Source organism: Ilumatobacter sp. (assembly GCF_039969435.1).
Taxonomy (GTDB): Bacteria; Actinomycetota; Acidimicrobiia; order Acidimicrobiales; family Ilumatobacteraceae; genus Ilumatobacter_A.
The window spans coordinates 533,004-548,131 of the sequence record NZ_JBDVNU010000036.1 but is presented as its reverse complement, the minus strand read 5'-3'; the positions used below and the strand labels follow the sequence as shown (position 1 = coordinate 548,131).

Genomic DNA, 15,128 nt, shown 5'->3' with positions numbered 1-15,128 from the left:
GCGGGTCCGGTCCCGGATCAGATCGATCGGCCGGCGGCCTTCCAGTACTCGTCCTTCAACAGCCGCTTGTAGAGCTTGCCGGTGGGGTGCCGGGGGAGTTCGGGCCGGAAGTCGATCGAGCGGGGGCACTTGACGTCGGCGAGTTGGGACCGGCAGAACTGGATCAGCTCACCGGCGAGCGCCTCGGCGGCGGCGTCGTCGGCGGGCATCTCACGTGGCTGCACGACGGCCTTGACCTGCTCGCCGAAGTCGTCGTCGGGCACGCCGAACACGGCGACGTCGATCACCTTGTCATGCGTGACCAGGACGTTCTCGGCCTCCTGCGGGTAGATGTTCACGCCGCCCGAGATGATCATGTACGCCTTGCGGTCGGTGAGGTAGAGGTAGCCGTCCTCGTCGACGTATCCCACGTCACCGAGTGTCGACCAGCCCTTCGGGTGTCGCGAACTCTTCGTCTTCTCCGGGTCGTTGTGGTATTCGAATGCAGCGCCGCCCTCGAAGAACACCGTGCCGGGCTGTCCTTGGGGAAGCTCCTCGCCGTCCTCGCCGCAGATGTGCAGGGTGCAGTTCAGTGGAGTCCCGACGGTGCCTTCGTGAGCGAGCCAGCCCTCGGGGGAGGCGTAGACGAATCCGTTGCCCTCCGAACCTGCGTAGTACTCGTGGATCACCGGCCCGAACCAGTCCATCATCGCCTTCTTGGTGGGAATCGGACACGGCGCCGCTGCGTGGATGACGCATTCGATCGACGACACGTCGTACCGACCACGCGTGTCGTCGTCGAGCTTGAGCATCCGGACGAACATCGTCGGAACCACCTGGCTGTGCGTGATGTCGTACTCGTCGACGAGTTGTAGATAGCGCTCGGCGTCGAAGTTCTCCATCGCGACGATTCCCGTTCCGAGGGCGTGCATCGACATGCAGAACCGCAGCGGCGCTGCATGGTAGAAGGGCGCAGGGGAGAGGTAGCGCTTGGTGTCATCGACACCGAACAGGAGCTGACACACGCCGGTGACGCCGTTGTTGAACTCGGCGAGCGGCGAGTTCGGGAACTCCCGGGCGATGCCCTTCGGCATGCCCGTGGTGCCGGACGAGTAGAGCATGTCCAGGCCGGCGATCCGCTCCTCGTCCAGCGGCTCCGGCGACTGCGCCTCGACGGCGGCCTCGTAGCTCTCGTAGCCGTCGACCGTTCCGTCGAGCATCAGCCGCAGTTCCACGCCGGGAGTGCCTGCGACGATCTCCGTGGCCTGATCGGCCTTGTACTTCGACGTGATGAACGCACGCGCCCCGCAGTCGTTGACGATGTACTCCAGTTCGGAACTCTTCAGGCGCGACGACGCAGCTGTGTAGATGAGACCGGCGTAGTGGCATCCCCAGATCACCTCGATGTAGCGGTCGTGGTTCTCCATGCAGATCGCGATGTGGTCGCCTGGCCGGAGTCCGGCCGAGCGGAGCAACCGACTGAGACGGTTGGCCGCCGCGTCGAGTTCTCGGAACGTCTGCGTGAAGCCGGAATTGGCCATCGTGAGAGCCGGCTTGTCGCCGTGGGTGTCGAGGTGTGCGCCTGGGAACATGGTTGCCGAACGTAATCGAGCCACCCGCCCCGTTTCGCATGCAGGGATAGCGTGGCCGTTCGTGAGTGTCGCTCGATTCGCAGAGGTGGTGAACTCCACCGAGATCAACCTCGACGAGGCCTGCCTGGCCATGTCGAGCACGATCCAGCGACCGCTCGACGAGATCGAATGGTTGGCCGCACTCGATCTGCTCGCCGGTGACTGCCCCACGCCCACGCCGGACGGGGTCGCCCGATATCTGTTCGGCGACCTCGGGTTCCGCGGCAACACCGACGCCTACTACGACTGGCGCAACTCTTGCCTCGACCGCGTGATCGACACGCGGGTGGGCATCCCGATCAGCCTGTCCGTGCTGATGATCGAGGTCGCGAGGAGGGTGGGGGTGAATCTGGTCGGCATCGGAATGCCGGCCCACTTCCTCGTCCGCACCGTCGACGGGCCCGCCCGCTTCTTCGATCCGTTCGCCGGGGGCAACGAACTCGACGCGGCGGACGCACGGGAACTGTTCGAGCGGGTCACGCGCGGCCAGGTCGCCTGGCGCGACAGCTTCCTCGAGCCCACGCTCGCCCAGCCGATCGTGGTCCGCATGCTGAACAACCTCCGGTCGATCTTCCACGGGCGATCCGACGAACTGAAGCTGGCACTGGTGATGCAGATGAGGGCCCAGATCCCGGAACTGGCCGACGTCGAGGCTGACGAGATCGCCTGGTCGACCGCCATCTTCAACTGACCGGCCCGAATCCGATCGGAGTGGTCCGACTTCGTGCACGGAGCGGATCCGCAATAACTTGCGCCACATGACCGTGATCGAATCAACAACCGAGTTGTCCACCGACGAACGTCGGGTCGGCGAACTGGTCGACCAACTCCTCGAGCAGAACCCACCGGCTGACACCGCCCCCACCGACTTCCTCGGGGCACAGTTCGATCTGGGCCTGGCGTGGGTGCACTTCCCGGAAGGTCACGGTGGTCTCGGGTTGAATCCGAAGCTGCAGCGGATCATCAACGAGCGGGTGTTCGCCGCCGGCGGACCCAACGCGATGTATCGCAACCCCATCGGTCACGGCATGACCGGCCCGACGGTGGTTGCGTGGGGGAGTGAGGAGCAGAAGTCCCGCTATCTGCGCCCGCTGTTCACCGGCGAGGAGATCTGGTGTCAGCTGTTCTCCGAACCGGGCTCGGGTTCGGACTTCGCCGGGCTGTCGGCAACCGGCGTGCAGGACGGCGAGGAGTGGGTCTGCAACGGCCAGAAGGTCTGGACCACGCTGGCCCACCTCTCCAAGTGGGGGCTGCTGGTGGTGCGCACGGATCCCCAGGCGGTGAAGCACGCAGGTCTCACGGCGTTCGTGGTCGACATGGAGGACCCGACCGTGGAGGTCCGCCCGCTGCGTCAGATGACGGGCGAAGCCGAGTTCAACGAAGTGTTCTTCTCGGACACCAAGATCCACGAGAGCGAGATGCTCGGCGGACCCGGTGACGGCTGGCGGGTGTCGCTCACCACGCTGATGAACGAGCGGCAGTCGATCGGCGGCGGCATGCCGCAGCGCGGCTCGGGCACCATCGCGTCGCTCACGAAGGTGTGGGAGGAACTGCCCGCCGAACGCAAGGACGCGGTGTCGCGTGACGAGGTGATGAGGGTCTGGTGCGAAGCCGAGGTGCTCCGCCTGACCAACGTTCGCGCCAACCAGAACCGCAAGATGGGCGACCCGGGCCCCGAGGGAAGCATCGGCAAGATGGCCGGCGCCGTGTTGAACCAGCGGGTGTACGAGCAGGTCATGTCGATGCTCGGTGCCGACGCGATGCTGTACGGCAGTTACGAGATGATCCGTCCCGAGACGGCGATGGGTTCCGACACCCTCCAGAAGGCGTTCCTGCGGAGCCGAGCGAACACGATCGAGGGCGGCACCACCGAGGTGATGGCGAACATCCTCGGCGAGCGCGTGCTCGGACTGCCCGGTGACGTACGCGTCGACCGCGAGGTCCCGTGGAGCGAGGTCCCGCGCAACTGAGTCGACGGACCGACGCCGGCACCGTCGTGCGTGTCAGGGTGGTCAGCGAGTCAGGCTGGCGAGTACTGCGCTGGCGGGAAGGCTGCGGTCGTCCATTCCCGGCCGGTCGAGCAGGCTGCCACCCAGCAGGACCGTCGACGCGTCCTCGATCGACGCCTGGAGCTCGCGGATGTTGCGCGGTGGGGGGAAGTACTCGTCCTCGTCGGTGACGACCACGAGTTCGCACCCGTTGACGGGCGCGAGGAACTCGATCACGGCTTCGACGAGTTCTTCGGGCGCGGACGCCCCCGCGGTCACGCCGACCACTCCGACCAGGTCGGTGGGCAGTTCGGAGACCGTGTTGACGCGGTAGACGCGCTCGCAACCTTCGTGTCGGGCGAGCTTCTCGAGTGCCACGGTGTTCGACGAGTTGGCCGAGCCGATCACGACGATCGCATCGCTGCGGTGCGCCAATTCCTCGATCGCGGCCTGGCGATTGGTGGTGGCGAAGCACAGGTCGCTGCGTCCGGGCGTCCACACGTCGGGGAAGCGACCCTTGACCGCCACGGCGACGTCCTCCCAGTCCCGGTGCGACAGGGTGGTCTGCGCGAGCAGAGCGACCGGCTCGTCGGTGGCCGCCAGTGCCTCGACCTCGTCGACCGACTCGACGCGGTCGATCGAGTCGGGCGCCACGGCCATGGTGCCGACCGCTTCCTCGTGGCCCTCGTGGCCGATGTAGACGATGCGGTACCCCTTGCCGGCGCGCACCTTGACCTCGTGATGGACCTTGGTGACCAGGGGGCACACGGAGTCCACGACGTAGGAGCCACGGGCGCGAGCGGCCTCGACGACCTCGGGCGCCGACCCGTGGGCCGAGAGCATGATCGGGCTGCCCGGCGGCACGTCGGAGATCTCGTCGACGAACACCACTCCCTGTGCCTCGAACCGGTTGACCACGAGCTTGTTGTGGACGATCTCGTGGTAGCAGTACACCGGGCCGGGGAAGGACCGGACCATCCAGGCCAGCGCCTTGATCGCCATCTCCACGCCGGCGCAGAATCCGCGGGGTTCGGCGAGCAGCACCTTGTTCACGGCGCTGACGGTCGACGGTTGCCCGAGGGGCGTGGTCGGTGACGGAGGTTCGTCGCTCATGTCTCACCAAATCTACCCAGAAGGGGGCGGCGGTAGCGTGGCGTCCCCATGTCCACGACCCTCCATCGTTCGCTCGCACCGCTCGTGGTGTCGGTGGCGCCCGGTTCGCCTGCCGAGGCGATCGGCGTGCTGCCCGGCGACGAGATCGTGCGCGTCAACGGTGAGGTGCCCCGCGACGTGATCGAGTGGCAGATGGCCACCGACGAGGCCGACGTGGAACTCGACGTGCTGCGCGGTGGCCTGGACCTGTCCATGACGGTCGAGAAGGCCGAGGGTGCGTCGCTCGGGATCGAGGTGTCGAGTGCGGTGTTCGACCGGGTCCGCACGTGTGACAACCACTGCGAGTTCTGTTTCATCTACCAACTCCCCAAGGGGATGCGCCGTTCGTTGTACCTGAAGGACGACGACTACCGGCTGTCGTTCCTCTACGGGAACTTCACCACCCTCACCCGGTTCACCGAAGCCGACCTGGAACGTGTGGTGACCGAGCGACTCTCGCCGTTGCACGTGAGCATCCACTCGACCGATCCCGACGTGCGCAGCCAGATGCTGAAGAACCCGCGAGGAGCGATGAGCCTGCGCTGGCTCCGTGCGCTGCTCGATCACGACATCGTGGTGAAGGGTCAGATCGTGGTGTGTCCGGGCGTGAACGACGGGTCGATTCTCGACGACACGCTGGCCGGCGTGCTCGATCAGTATCCCGAACTCGACTCGGTGGCGGTGGTGCCGCTCGGCATCTCGAAGTTCAACGGCGAGGACGCCATGCGCTTCCACACGCTCGCCGAGGCGCAGGCCGTGGTCGACACGGTGACCGACTGGCAGGACGTGTTCCAGGCCACGCTGGGCAAGCGGATGGTCTACGCCGCGGACGAGTACTACCTGATGGCACAGCGACCGTTCCCCGACGCCGAACGCTACGACGGATTCGCCATGCACGAGGACGGCATCGGAATGGCGCGCACGTTCGAAGCCGAGTTCAACGGCACGGCGGCGGACGTGACCGGCGTGCAGCGTGGGTTCTTCGCATCGGTCGATGCCCCACCGAACCCGGCCGCCTACACCGGACTGCGCTCGTCGTGCAGTCCCGACGCCGCAGCCGCACCGGTGTCCGGCGGCCACGGCGGAGCGGTCGCGCAGTCGATCTCGCTGCGCCCGCGCCGCACCGCTCCGATCGGAGTGCTCACCGGCACGCTCGGAGCCCCCGTGATCGAGCCACTGATCGCGTCGCTGGAGCGAGACGACATCCGCATTCTCGCCGTTCGGAACGACTTCTTCGGCGGCAACACCGGGGTGACCGGTCTGATCACCGGTGAGGACGTCGGCCGGGTGCTGAGCGAGCAACCCGAGGGGCACCGGTACCTGTTGCCCGACGTGTGCCTGTCCGACGAAGGACGCTTTCTCGACGGGGTCACCGTCGACGAACTGCCCCGCCCGGTCGAGGTCGTCGCCACCGACGGCGTCGCACTCCGGGCGGCATTGGAAGAAGGAAGACCATGACCGATCTGCCCAGCGAGAACACCATCGAGAACACCATCGAGAAGGCCACGGATCTCTCCACCGAGAACACGTCGGGCGGGGGCCTTCCGTCCGTCGTCATCATCGGGCGACCCAACGTCGGCAAGAGCACGCTGTTCAACCGGATCCTCGGGAGCCAGAAAGCGATCGTCGAGGACCGCCCGGGTATCACCCGCGACCGCAAGGTGCTCGAAGCGTCGTGGCTCGACGTGCCGTTCCTGGTCATCGACACCGGCGGCTGGATGCCCCAAGGTGACGGCACCGAACTGGACGACAAGGTCTCCAAGCAGGTCGAGGAAGCCGTGGCCACCGCCGACGTGGTGATGTTCGTCGTGGACGCATCGGTCGGGTTGACCGACGACGACTCGTTGATCGCGAACTGGCTTCGACGGAGCCGGACCGACGTGATGGTCGTCGCGAACAAGGCCGACAACGATCGGCGCGAAGCCGACCGGTGGGAGTTCCTCGCACTCGGACTGGACGACCCGTTCCCGGTCAGCGCTCTCCACGGACGCCGCGCGGGAGACCTGCTCGACGAGGTCATCTCCCGGTTCCCCGAGGAGGCACGCGCCCGTCGCGACATCGACCCCGACCGGCCCGAGGATCCCGACGACGTGGTCGCCGCACCGCGCATCGCGATCGTCGGTCGCCCCAACGTCGGCAAGTCCACGCTGTTCAACAGGTTGGTGGGCGAGGACCGAGCGGTGGTCCACGACATGGCCGGCACCACCCGTGACGCCATCGACACGCTCGTCGAGACCGAGGAGGGCCCGATGGTCTTCGTCGACACAGCCGGTATGCGTCGCAAGGGCAAGATCGACGACTCCGCCGAGTACTACTCGATGGTGCGCGCGCTGCGAGCCATCGACGACTCCGACGTCGCACTGCTGGTGATCGACGGGACGGAGGGCGTCACGGCGCAGGACCAGCGTCTCGCCGAGCGCGTGGACGCGTCGGGCTGTCCGATCCTCATCGTGCTGAACAAGTGGGAGCTGGTGTCGGCAGACGACCGAATCGAGGTGATGAGCGAACTGCACCGCAAGCTCGCCTTCGTGGGCGACGCACCGATCCTGAAGATCTCGGCTCTGTCGGGCAAGAACGTCGGCCGACTCCTCCCGCACCTACGCGAATCCATCTCGCAGTACCACACGCGGGTGCCGACCCGAGACATCAACAAGGTGATCTCGGCGGCCCAGCAACGTCAACCCGGCCCGAAGGGAGCCAAGGTTCTCTACGCCGTGCAGGGAGCGACCGACCCGCCCACGTTCACGCTCTTCGTGAACCGCGAGATCCCGGCGACGTACATGCGGTACCTCGAGCGTGTCATCCGCGAGGAGTTCAGCCTCGGCTCCACCGCGATCAAGATGCGCGTCCGGAAGAAGAGCTGACGTGCCCTGGTGCGAGGAGTGCGCCAAGTACTTCACGCCGAACTCCGTGAAGACCGACGGTTCGTGCCCGTCGTGCGGACGCCCGATCCAACTCCCGGAGGGTCACGAGGACGCCGAGGTCGACAGCACTGACGACGAGAAGACTCCGTGGCACTTCAAGTTGCTGGTGGGGATGACGGTGGTGTACCTCGGTTGGCGCCTGGTGCAACTGGTCACATGAGGCCCGCTCGTTGAACCGGTCGATCGTGGTGATCGGTGCGGGCCACGCCGGGCTCTGCGTCGTGGAGGCGTTGCAGCGGCGGGGTCTCGAGTGCACCGTCGTCGATCATGCCGATCGCCTCGGTGACGTGTGGCGTGCCCGGTACGACGGGCTCCACCTGAACACGGAACGCGACGCCTCGCTGGTTCCCGGCACCACGATTCCCGACGACGTCGGACGTTGGCCCACGGGTGACGAATGGGCGGATCACATCGAGTCGGCGGCGGATCAACTGGGCGTCGAGCCGATCCGTGCGACCGTCCGGACGGTCGAGCGTGCCGAGCAGGGGGATCACTGGGTGGTGACGCTCGAGGGTGCTGCCCCGATCATCGCCCGTACCGTCGTCGTCGCGACCGGCCGGAACCGAGTGCCGGAGTCGCCCGTCTGGACGGGTGTGGACACGACGTCGATCCACGTGATGCATGCGGCCGAGTACCGCGATCCCGGCCCGTTCATCGGGCGACGGGTGCTGGTGGTGGGTGCCGGCAACAGCGGCACGGAGATCGCCCACCTGCTGCGTGCGGCCGACGTCGACGTCACCTTGTCGATGCGCACTCGACCGGTGTGGGCGAAGCGCGAACTCTTCGGCAGCAACCTCACCGAGTTCGCTCGCCTCGGCCGTCGCCTTCCCGGCTGGATGGTCGACCTGAGTGGCCGACTGATGCAGCCCCTCCTGTTCGGGAGGATGAAGCCCTTCGGGCTCGGCCCTCCACAGCGCAGGCTCAGCCGGGTCGCCGAGGCGTCGGGCGCCACACTCGACAGCGGTTTCGTGGACGACGTGAAGGCCGGGCGCATCGCGGTCGTGGCCGCAGTCGACTGGATCGACGGTCGGCAGTGTGTGCTCACCGACGGAACGCGTGTGGAGGTCGACGTGGTGATCGCCGGTGTCGGGTACACGCCGGCGCTTCACGACTTCCTGCCGCCCGACGTCGTCGTCGACGGGTGGCCGGTGGTGAAGGAGTCGCCGTTCGAGCAGGCCCCCGGCCTGTTCACCGCCGGACTGAACCCTGCGAAGCTGACGGCATTCCACCCCGATTTCATCGCCGAGGCCGACGAGATCGCAGCGGCGATCCACGTCCGGTGACCTACGTCGGCGGACGGCCGACGAATTCGCGCGCTGGCAGCCGGTGCGACATAATGACCGGGTGGGGATGCAACTCGGGAATACCCGACTGATCAACACCTGCCGAGTGGTGGCAGGCGTTGCTGCCTTGAGCCTGACCATCTACTGGGCAGGCGTGACCGTACCAGCACTTGCTTCGCCGAAGCCGGCATCCGACTCGAAGGCGATGGCGGCGCACCCGTTCGTCAACGACATCGGGCTGGTCGAGACGGCATTGGGATGCGCACGGAGCCTGTCCAGCTCCGACCTCCACATGTTCTTCGGCGAACGCCGTGGCTCGTTGATCGGTTGGGACAACCCGCACGTGATCCAACTCGGACCCGAGCGGTGGCTCTGGCTCAATCACGACACGTACATCGACCTATCGGGCGATGCCCGAACACTCCATGACGGTGGCGAACAGAATCAGAACGTCGCCTTCGAGCAAACGGGAAACTGCTTTGCGATGCTTCACAGGGGAACGCCGACGGAGCGCCTCAACTTCGAGATTGGTGACGGTCATGTCGATCGCAACCGGTTCCTCTGGCCGCTCGGCGGTGAAGTCGACGGCGACGTCGTCAGGGTCTTCTGGGCCGAAACCATCCCGTCCGTTCCGCGACCGGGCCCCGGTGACGGAATCATCCGTCATCCGACGAAGACGTGGCTTGCCGAGTACGACGTGACGACGTTGGAGCGGCTCTCCTTCGCGCCTGCTCCGAATTCCGGGGTGGATCCGATCTATGGATTCGCAGTGGCCTCAGACGATCACCACAGCTATCTGTTCGGCAACACGAACATGTTGAATCTCGCACGCGAGGGCGGGTTCTTCAACGGACCCCATTCGGCGACGAAGATGTACCTCGCGCGAGTTCCTCGCGGTCAACTCGATCAAGCGCCCGAGTACTGGAACGGGACGGGATGGGCCGACGATGCCTCGTCATCGGTGCCGATCTCGAATCGCTTCTTCGCCGAGAACACGATGCAACCGCGCTACCTCGACGGACGTTGGGTGTCGGTTGTCCAGCAGGATGGCTTCTACAGCCGCGAAGTCCTGCTCGATGTCGCCGAGCATCCCTGGGGACCGTGGACAACGGTCGATCAACGCACGTACACCGGTCGACTCGCCGCGGTCGAGAAGAACTCGTATCAACCGATCATCCTGCCGTGGAGTTCACCGGAGGCGGGAATCACCATCGCAATCTCCGAAAATGCAACCGACTGGATGAATGCGGTCGCAGATCCGCCGCTCTACCGGCCCGGCGTCTTCGCGTTCCCATGGCCGGTGGATCTCGGCGAGATCACGACCCACGCCGCTGCGTCAGTTCCCGCCCGTCGGGTCGGCGGTTCCCGGTGATGCGAGGCGAAGAGCGCCGTCCGCATCGTCGATCGGCGGGACGACTTGCGGACGGATACGTATCTCCGGTTGATAGAGTGAGGCACGTCACGGGCTGTGGCGCAGCTTGGTAGCGCACTTGTCTGGGGGACAAGGGGTCGCAGGTTCAAATCCTGTCAGCCCGACGTACGAAAGTCCTGGTCAGAGGTTGTTTCCTCCGGCCGGGACTTTCTTCGTTTTCGACCGGGTGGAACACCGATCAGGACCTTCGGCCCTGCTGCCGAACGTCGTCAGGAAGTCTGATGGTGGGATGGAACCCGCGGAGAACGGAACCGAGATCCTCGTCGAAGCACCGCGAGCCGGCCAAGCGACCACGTCGGCTGAGTCGTGAAGCAATGGAGCCAAAATCTGCGTCCGACATCGAGGAACTCTCCACGTCAGAGTGTTGGGGACTCCTGCGCACCGTTCCGATCGGACGCATCGCCCTCCACAACGACGACGAGATCGAAGTCTTTCCCGTGAACCACCTCGTGGACGGTGGGACGATCGTCTTCCGCACGGCGACGGGAACCAAGCTGACGCTCATCGGTCAGGACCCCACGTGCACGTTCGAAGCCGACGAAGTCGACGTCGCCGAGCAACTCGTGTGGAGCGTGGTCGCCAAAGGTACTGCGGAGCAGCTTCGGGGCCACGAGCAGATCACGTCGTCGTTCGACATGGAGGTGCCGACATGGCAGGCGGGCCCCAAGCCGACCTATGTCCGCATGACGCCCACTGTGATCAGCGGTCGCCGGTTCCCCGTCTCGGCAGACTGACGGTCGCCAGGGACCGGCGGGCGATGAGCGGTGGTGACCTCGACCTCGAAGGGGCCGCCACGCTGGAGTTGGCGACGGAGCCTGGAGGACCGGTGTCCGGCGTCAGTCGTGGGGCAGTTCGTGCGGTTCGATCCCCGCGACCACCGAGGCGTGCTCGGGATGGTCATGACGGATGTGGTCGACGACTTCGTTGTGGTACTTGAACAGCAGGTCGCAGTACGGGCACATGTGGCGTTGCTGGTTGGTCATGTCTCCATTTCCGCACGCCCGAGCGGATTCGGGTAGGTCCTTTCGACCCTTCGTGGGGTCGGTTGCGCAGCGTCACGATGACGGCGCTCGCGGGATGGTGGCAACACCGTCGTCCACTCCGACCTCGTGTCCGACCGTCGTCGTTTCCGGTCCGGGCGGATCAGCCATAGCCGACGTCGTCCATCAAGCGGATCGCATCGGGGTTCAGGCGTCCGAGTTCGTCGGCGCCGAGATCGTCACGCTTGAAGTCGGTGCCGAACTCCTCGGTGATCAACGGCTCGGCCGGCACCGACGGGTTCGCCGGGTACTCGTGATTCGAGTCGACGAGGATTCCCTGACCGTCGGTCGCCAGCCACTCGAGGAACTCCTGCGCCATCTCGGGATGTCGGGAGTACTTCGTAACGCCGCCACCGGAGATGTTCACGTGGACACCGCGATCCGCCTGATTCGCCCAGACGAGGTCGACGGGCAGGTCCGGATTCTCCTCGAGCGCACGCCCGAGGTAGTAGTGGTTGGTGATGCCGACCTCGCAGAGACCGTCGGCGACGGATTCGATGATGACGACGTCGTTGGCGAGAATCTCGGCGTTGTCCTTCCAACCCTGCAGCACGTCGCGCGCTCCGTCCTCGCCGTCCTCTGCGATCAGGCTGGCGACGAGCGACTGTTGGTATCCGTTGAGAGAGTTGCGCAGGCAGAGACGGCCCTTCCATTCGGGCTCGGCCAGTTCCTCGTACGTCGTCGGGACCTCGTCCTCACTCAGGAGATCGGAGTTGTAGATGATCGTTCGTGCTCGGATGGTGAGACCGAACCAGTTCTCGTCCGGATCGCGGAGTTCGGCCGGGATCGCAGCGTCGAGAACGGGGGAGTCGATCGGCTGGAACAGGCCGTCCTGTGTCGCCTGCACCAGGTTTCCGGCGTCGACGGTGATGTAGGCGTCTGCGTCGGTGTTCTCGCCCTCGGACGCGATGCGCTCGCGGAGTTCGCCGTCGTTGCCGGTGAGGAACTCCACCTCGATGCCGGTGTCCTCCGTGAACTTCTCGAAAGCGGTCTCGATGCCGTAGTGGCGTCCGCTGTAGACCTTCAAGGTGTCGCCGTCGTCACCCGAGCAGGCCCCGAGGGCGAGCGCGACGCTCATGGCGCCGACGGCGCTCGCGATCCAACGACTGCGGTGGTGATGATGGGATGTCACGGTGTGCTCCTCGTGAGGTGGGCGGTGGTGCTTCGTCGGCTGGACCAGGTTCGCGTTGCGATCCTGACGACCTGTTCGACGCCGACCCACGTCGCGACGCCCGCCGCGACCGTGGCAATGTAGGCGAGCCGTTCGTCCATCACCTCGGCCAGACGTGGCCAGATCGTGAAGTGGGTGATGTAGATCCACATGCTCGCCGACGCGATCACGCCGATCGGGGAGACCATCGGCCGAGGGATCGGGAGATCACGCATCCAGACCAGCACCACGAGAGCACATGCGATGAACAGCTCGCGGGGGAGGTAGTCGAAGAAGTCGATCACGACGACGAACGTGATCGCCGACGTCCCCACACGCTTCGCGGTCGTGTCGGAGCGATGGATCAGCCAACCGAGAGCGACCAACCAGGCGACACCGTGCGTGCGGAACCGCAGGTTGTACCAGCCGTCCATGTACGCCCACTCCAGACGGGGCAACAGCAGGACAGCGAGGACGGCCAGCGGCAGGCCGTATGCGAAGCGACCGTCGAGGCGACGAACGGCGGGGATCGCGGTGAGGGCCGTGGCCAGGGCGACGACGTGCACGAAGACCTCGATGAACCAGAAGTGCCACAGGTCGTCCCGGTGGCCGGGCGGGCCGACGTAGTTGTTGACGAGCAGCAGCGTCCCGACGTTGTAGGCGCCGAACGCGACCATCCCCACGGCCACCCACGCGACGGCGGGAACAGCCGCTCGTGCCGCGGTTCGCAGCCCGGCTCGGATGCGATCGCCCGTCGATGGGATCGGGAGGAGGAAGCGGCTGAGGTTGAAGCCCACGACGCCGAGCAGGAGGTGGGCTCCACCGGGAAAGAACATGATCCGCATGTGCGTGAGGACCACGAGGCAGATGGCGATGGCGCGCAGGAGCACCGTGGTGTCGGTACGGGTCGCGGACCACCACCGTCGTGGTGTCGTCGGACGGGGGAGCGATTCGAGGTCGCGGAGGGGAAGGACGTGCCAGTCGGTCGGGACCGTACCGAGTACCCGCTCGAGTCGTATCGAGCACTCGACGTAGCTGAGCGAATCGCCACCGAGGGACACGAACGTGTCGTCGGGCCCGATCGACGTGCGACCGAGCACGGACGCGATCGCCGAGGCGACGGATTCGCCCGGGCACGACGGCCCGTCGACGCGCGCCTCGAGGCTGATCGCGGGGTAGTCGACCTTGTCGGTTGCGGTCCGCGGGATCTCGACGTCGGTCACGACGACGACCATCGGGAGTGGGAGCGACGTCATGGCACGGACTCGCTCGGTCACGGCGTCGGCGTCGGCGCCCGGAGCGAGGACGACCAGACGATCGTCGTCGCCGGTGATCGCGACGTCGCCCGAGAGGTCGCGACCCAGGCGGTCCTCGATGTGGTCGAGATCGATGCGAAGACCGAGCGGCTTGACGAAACGGGATCGGCGCCCGACGATCTCGAAGACTGCGTCGTCGGCGTGGAACCGTGCGAGGTCACCGGTCGACAGTTCGTGGACGGTGCGTCCGAGGGACAGGTCGGCGGGGCTCTCGGCGTAGCCGAGCATGACGTTGGGACCGCGGTAGACGAGTTCGCCGACATCGGGGTCCTGGTCGCAGTCGTCGTCCGACGAGCGGATCGAGAGCTCCCCGCCGGGGATGGCACGGCCGATCGACTCCGGACGCCGGCTCGCGAGTTCCGGCGGGAGGTACGCCATCCGGGCAGTCGCCTCGGTCTGGCCGTACATCACGAAGAAGTCGACTCCCCAGGCCTTCGTGCGCTCGGCCCAGCGCGTGACGGACCGTCGGGGGAGGCGTCCGCCGGCCTGCGTGACGAAACGAAGCGACGGGACCCGGATCCGATCGGACCCGACACGGTCGAGAAGTTCGAACGTGTGGGGCACACCGGCGATGTTCGTGACCCGATGCGTCTCGATCGCCGATCTGAAGCACGGATCGACCACCGAGGCCACGGTGACCACCACGGATGCGCCGACGACGAGATGAGCGTGTAGCACCGACAGGCCGTAGCAGTAGTGGAGGGGGAGCGTCGTGACGCCCCGATCGGACTCGTCGAGGCCCAGGTACTCGGCGATCGCCCGGGCATTCGACGAAAGGTTCTCGTGCGACAGTCGGACGAGCTTGGGACTCCCGGTCGTCCCCGACGTGCTCAGCAGCAGTGCGAGGTCATCGTGGAGCTCGATCCGTTCGGAGTCCGGGTACCTCTCGACCTCGAACTCGCCGGTCGAGCCGACCCGGACGAATGCGCTCGGTCGCCACCCGTCGACCATGTCGACACCGCGTTCACCCACGAGCAATGGCACGTGACCCGCATCGAGCAGCGCCAGGTAGGCAATGACGTGTTCGATGGTGCGTTCCATCTCGACCACCACGAGCGATCGCTCGGCGACGTCGAGCAAGCGGACGAAGTGCTCGATGCGATCTCGCAGCTCGTCGTACCCGACGGTCGTGTCGCCGCACACGAGCGCGGGACCGTCGGCACCCTGCAACAGGTCGGCCACGAACGTTCGGCCTTCGAGCGTCGATACGGACACCGGGCGATAGTAGGCACA

At 66.1% G+C, this 15,128-nt stretch carries 13 protein-coding genes and 1 tRNA gene; 9 read left to right on the top strand and 5 right to left on the bottom strand.

Annotated features, from left to right (window positions below; all coding sequences use genetic code 11):
• Nucleotides 1–17: 17 nt before the first annotated feature.
• Nucleotides 18–1,571 carry an AMP-binding protein gene (locus ABJK40_RS19800; protein ID WP_348481785.1) on the bottom strand — a complete coding sequence of 518 codons (1,554 nt, stop codon included), beginning with the start codon at nucleotides 1,569–1,571 and terminating at the stop codon, nucleotides 18–20.
• A 61-nt stretch (nucleotides 1,572–1,632) separates the two neighbouring features.
• Here ABJK40_RS19800 and ABJK40_RS19795 point away from each other — a divergent pair, with 61 nt between their 5' ends.
• Both ABJK40_RS19795 and ABJK40_RS19790 read left to right on the top strand, forming a co-directional pair.
• A complete protein-coding gene (locus tag ABJK40_RS19795) occupies nucleotides 1,633–2,301 on the top strand; it encodes a transglutaminase-like domain-containing protein (RefSeq protein ID WP_348481787.1) in 669 nt (222 codons plus the stop codon).
• 67 nt (nucleotides 2,302–2,368) lie between these two features.
• Nucleotides 2,369–3,580 (top strand): acyl-CoA dehydrogenase family protein, encoded by a 1,212-nt coding sequence (locus ABJK40_RS19790; RefSeq protein WP_348481789.1) that lies wholly within the window; start codon nucleotides 2,369–2,371, stop codon nucleotides 3,578–3,580.
• Between the two features lie 42 nt (nucleotides 3,581–3,622).
• Here ABJK40_RS19790 and ispH read toward each other — a convergent pair whose 3' ends face one another.
• Nucleotides 3,623–4,711: a 4-hydroxy-3-methylbut-2-enyl diphosphate reductase gene (gene ispH / locus ABJK40_RS19785; RefSeq protein ID WP_348481791.1), complete on the bottom strand. Its 1,089-nt coding sequence runs from the start codon at nucleotides 4,709–4,711 to the stop codon at nucleotides 3,623–3,625.
• Nucleotides 4,712–4,759: 48 nt separating this feature from the next.
• On the opposite strand from ispH, the gene ABJK40_RS19780 reads away from it, so the two are divergent.
• The 7 genes from ABJK40_RS19780 to ABJK40_RS19750 all read left to right on the top strand — a co-directional run bounded on the left by ABJK40_RS19780 (nucleotide 4,760) and on the right by ABJK40_RS19750 (nucleotide 11,123).
• Nucleotides 4,760–6,208 (top strand): DUF512 domain-containing protein, encoded by a 1,449-nt coding sequence (locus ABJK40_RS19780; RefSeq protein ID WP_348481793.1) that lies wholly within the window; start codon nucleotides 4,760–4,762, stop codon nucleotides 6,206–6,208.
• The gene (der, locus tag ABJK40_RS19775) at nucleotides 6,205–7,614 is read left to right on the top strand and encodes a ribosome biogenesis GTPase Der (RefSeq protein ID WP_348481795.1); all 1,410 of its coding nucleotides are present in this window, start codon (nucleotides 6,205–6,207) and stop codon (nucleotides 7,612–7,614) included. Before ABJK40_RS19780 ends, der begins: the two co-directional genes overlap by 4 nt.
• A gap of 1 nt (nucleotide 7,615) precedes the next feature.
• The gene (locus ABJK40_RS19770) at nucleotides 7,616–7,834 is read left to right on the top strand and encodes a hypothetical protein (RefSeq protein ID WP_348481797.1); all 219 of its coding nucleotides are present in this window, start codon (nucleotides 7,616–7,618) and stop codon (nucleotides 7,832–7,834) included.
• A 10-nt stretch (nucleotides 7,835–7,844) separates the two neighbouring features.
• The gene (locus tag ABJK40_RS19765) at nucleotides 7,845–8,957 is read left to right on the top strand and encodes an NAD(P)/FAD-dependent oxidoreductase (RefSeq protein ID WP_348481799.1); all 1,113 of its coding nucleotides are present in this window, start codon (nucleotides 7,845–7,847) and stop codon (nucleotides 8,955–8,957) included.
• Nucleotides 8,958–9,024: 67 nt separating this feature from the next.
• Nucleotides 9,025–10,329 carry a DUF4185 domain-containing protein gene (locus ABJK40_RS19760; protein WP_348481875.1) on the top strand — a complete coding sequence of 435 codons (1,305 nt, stop codon included), beginning with the start codon at nucleotides 9,025–9,027 and terminating at the stop codon, nucleotides 10,327–10,329.
• Between the two features lie 90 nt (nucleotides 10,330–10,419).
• Nucleotides 10,420–10,493: transfer RNA gene (locus ABJK40_RS19755), tRNA-Pro, on the top strand.
• 210 nt (nucleotides 10,494–10,703) lie between these two features.
• On the top strand, nucleotides 10,704–11,123 hold the full coding sequence (locus ABJK40_RS19750; RefSeq protein WP_348481801.1) for a pyridoxamine 5'-phosphate oxidase family protein: 420 nt from the start codon (nucleotides 10,704–10,706) through the stop codon (nucleotides 11,121–11,123).
• A 102-nt stretch (nucleotides 11,124–11,225) separates the two neighbouring features.
• Here the strand turns inward: ABJK40_RS19750 and ABJK40_RS19745 are convergent, their stop codons facing one another.
• From ABJK40_RS19745 to ABJK40_RS19735, 3 genes are all read right to left on the bottom strand, one after another.
• A complete protein-coding gene (locus tag ABJK40_RS19745; protein ID WP_348481803.1) occupies nucleotides 11,226–11,372 on the bottom strand; it encodes a hypothetical protein in 147 nt (48 codons plus the stop codon).
• Nucleotides 11,373–11,532: 160 nt separating this feature from the next.
• Complete coding sequence (locus ABJK40_RS19740) at nucleotides 11,533–12,561, bottom strand: extracellular solute-binding protein (RefSeq protein WP_348510381.1); 1,029 nt, start codon at nucleotides 12,559–12,561, stop codon at nucleotides 11,533–11,535.
• Nucleotides 12,558–15,110 carry an AMP-binding protein gene (locus ABJK40_RS19735; protein ID WP_348481807.1) on the bottom strand — a complete coding sequence of 851 codons (2,553 nt, stop codon included), beginning with the start codon at nucleotides 15,108–15,110 and terminating at the stop codon, nucleotides 12,558–12,560. The genes ABJK40_RS19740 and ABJK40_RS19735 overlap by 4 nt, the downstream gene beginning before the upstream one ends.
• Between the last annotated feature and the right edge of the window lie 18 nt (nucleotides 15,111–15,128).

What these genes read in the sequence shown, in the direction of transcription:
- ABJK40_RS19800 (WP_348481785.1), bottom strand. Translation starts at nt 1,571, where the DNA reads ATGTTCCCAGGCGCACACCTCGACACCCACGGCGACAAGCCGGCTCTC.
- ABJK40_RS19790 (WP_348481789.1), top strand. Translation starts at nt 2,369, where the DNA reads ATGACCGTGATCGAATCAACAACCGAGTTGTCCACCGACGAACGTCGG.
- ispH (WP_348481791.1), bottom strand. Translation starts at nt 4,711, where the DNA reads ATGAGCGACGAACCTCCGTCACCGACCACGCCCCTCGGGCAACCGTCG.
- ABJK40_RS19780 (WP_348481793.1), top strand. Translation starts at nt 4,760, where the DNA reads ATGTCCACGACCCTCCATCGTTCGCTCGCACCGCTCGTGGTGTCGGTG.
- der (WP_348481795.1), top strand. Translation starts at nt 6,205, where the DNA reads ATGACCGATCTGCCCAGCGAGAACACCATCGAGAACACCATCGAGAAG.
- ABJK40_RS19760 (WP_348481875.1), top strand. Translation starts at nt 9,025, where the DNA reads ATGCAACTCGGGAATACCCGACTGATCAACACCTGCCGAGTGGTGGCA.
- ABJK40_RS19750 (WP_348481801.1), top strand. Translation starts at nt 10,704, where the DNA reads ATGGAGCCAAAATCTGCGTCCGACATCGAGGAACTCTCCACGTCAGAG.
- ABJK40_RS19745 (WP_348481803.1), bottom strand. Translation starts at nt 11,372, where the DNA reads ATGACCAACCAGCAACGCCACATGTGCCCGTACTGCGACCTGCTGTTC.